Source organism: Planotetraspora thailandica, assembly GCF_016863335.1.
GTDB classification, from domain to species: domain Bacteria; phylum Actinomycetota; class Actinomycetes; order Streptosporangiales; family Streptosporangiaceae; genus Planotetraspora; species Planotetraspora thailandica.
Genome location: NZ_BOOR01000110.1, coordinates 1 through 2,412, shown reverse-complemented (window position 1 = coordinate 2,412; position 2,412 = coordinate 1). Strand labels below are relative to the sequence as shown.

Here is a 2,412-nt window from a genome sequence, read left to right as displayed (position 1 = left end):
TCTTTCGGGGGTTTCCCACCAGATGGGGGTATCTGGGCTGGGGAGGAATCCCAGGTCGGCTGTGATGTCGGTTTCCGCGCTGATGTCGGCCTGGGTGGTCGTGTGGCCCTGCCCGTACGTGGTGTGCGGGGTGAGGGGTTCGGGGCAGGGTTCGATGACCGGTGGGGTGGTCACCGGGTAGTGGTGTCCGGTGCGGCTGATCCAGGTCGTCTGCCCGGCTGGCGAGCGGGCGACCTGCCAGCCGTGATCGCGTAGGTCGTGGTCATGGGAGCAGGCGGCCTCGAGGTTGTCTTCCACGGTGAGGCCGCCTCGGCCGTAGGGGTCGATGTGATCGAGTTCGGACGTGGTCGCGGGCGCGCGACAGCCAGGGGCGGTGCAGGCGCGGTCGCGGATCTGGACCCATCGCCGTAGCCGGGCGCGGGCGAAACGCCGCCGTCGCCGATCATCGTCGCCGCCGTCGTTGCTGTCGTTGTCGCTGCTGTCGTTCTTGTCGTTGTTGTTGTTCTTGTCGTTGTTGTTGTCGGCGGCGTCGGTGGGATCGGGATGCCAGGCCGTCGAGGTATGACCGGAATCCACCTGGCGGCCGATGTCGGCGATGACGGGTGCCCAGCCGCCGAGCGCGGGCAGGTCGGTCTGCCATCGGCGCAGCACGGTGAGCGGGATCTGTAGTTCCACGATCCCGTTTCGGCTTGATGGTCCGCGCCGCGCGCCGCGGGTGGCCGGCGCGCCGGTGGTGGGTGCGCTGGGCTGGCGGGGCCAGCCTCGTGGTCGGTATGTGGTGATTCCCGCCTGTAGGAGGTGGCCGTTGTCGTCGCAGACGGCGTAGCGCCATTCCCCGCCGATCTGCCGTTTGGCCAGACGCCGTGCCAGGTGGGCAGGGATGGGACCCCATCCGGCCAACTCACCGGGGAAGTCGTCCAGGTGGACCAGCGTCGTGACCTGCACCCGTACTTCGCCTGTTGCACCCCGAACCGCTCCCATGCCACCCCGCAGTTCGCGGGCAGCGCCGCCCCGGGGGGCGCCGGGAGTGCCGCTTCGTGGCTCGTGGAAAGCATCGCTTCCGGCCGGGTGGGGAGCTGGTTCCCCTGCGTCGCCGAGGGCGCCGTTCCAAGCATGCTCGGGCATGTTGTCGGGGGCGGCTGCGCCGGGAGGGCTGGGCGGCGGACCGGCTGGCCCTGGCCTGTCTCCGCGACCGGATCCGGCCTGGTCGTCTGGTGCGTCTCCCCGGGCAGGACCTGAAGGGTCTGCGGGTTCGCCCACGCCGTTCGCGTCCGGTCCGCTCCCGTGGCTCGGGTCAGGATCGTCCTCGCTGGTCAGGACGGGCTCACCTTCGCCGGTCGGGTCAGGGGCACCCGTGTAGCCGGGTGTGACGTCGTGGTCGGGTGTGATGTCGTCCTGGGCTTGGGGGGACGGGTCGGGGGATGGATCGTCGGTCAGTTGGTCGTCGTAGTCGTCCTCGTCGCGGTGGGCGGCGTTGCGGAGGAGGACGGCGATGATGGCGTCGTCGTCCAGGCCGGACAGTTCACCGTCGAGCAGGCCGAGGAACACATCGGCCCGGATGTGATCGATAGGGCTGCGCAGTCCCCTGCGCTTGGCGGTCTGGGCGATCGCGTTCACGCGGCAGATCGCGGCGGCGGCCAGGTCGACCGGCAACTGGTGGCCGGTGATGGTCACCGTCCCGTCCTCGTGGCGCATGCCCTCGACCCGCCGGTTACGCACCGCCCGCTCATACCTGCGGCGCGCCCATCCCGGGTCGGCGGCCAGCAACAGCCGCTTGATCTTGTCCTTCAACTGGCCGGTCGTCCACCCGCCCGCCTTCGGAAGCAACGTCTCCACCACGCCGTCGGCCACATGCGCGGGCACGTCTTCCAGCCAGTCGCAAAACACCCGGGCCCGCGCTTTGTCGATACACCCGGCCGACAACGCATCACGCACCTGCGGAAAACGCGACGCCAACGCCCACGAAAACGCGTATTCGTATTCGGCGGCCCGCCGCGTCAACGTCAATGCCGCGCGGATTTCATCGGCCGAATACTTATCCGGACGGCCCATTTTCTTCATGTCACACGGCGAGGGCTCATACAGGCCGACTTCGGCCATGATCTCGGCCTTACGCGCCTGGACGTAGGCCTCCAACCGCGCGTAGGACTGCAAGACCACGACGGCGTCGAAACCGCTCAACCGGCCGAGATCCAGGTCATGCAACACGGCAGCGGACTCCGGGCCGGGAGCCATGCCCGCAAGGCCGGGAGGAATATGCTGCCGCTCAACAATCACACCGTGAATTTACCTGCCGCCACCGACAAAACCGCCCCCGCCAGCACCCCGCACCGGAATTAATTCCACAGAAAAACGCCATCATATAAACCGAAAAATCGGGCGGGGTGTCGGCCATGCCGTTCGCGACCGCGC

At 68.4% G+C, this 2,412-nt stretch carries 1 protein-coding gene; it reads right to left on the bottom strand.

Translation table 11 applies throughout. The annotated features are described in order from the left end of the window. Nucleotides 1-2,208, bottom strand: a 2,208-nt coding sequence (locus Pth03_RS41055) for an HNH endonuclease signature motif containing protein (RefSeq protein WP_203949943.1), incomplete at its 3' end; no start/stop codon positions are given. Between the last annotated feature and the right edge of the window lie 204 nt (nt 2,209-2,412).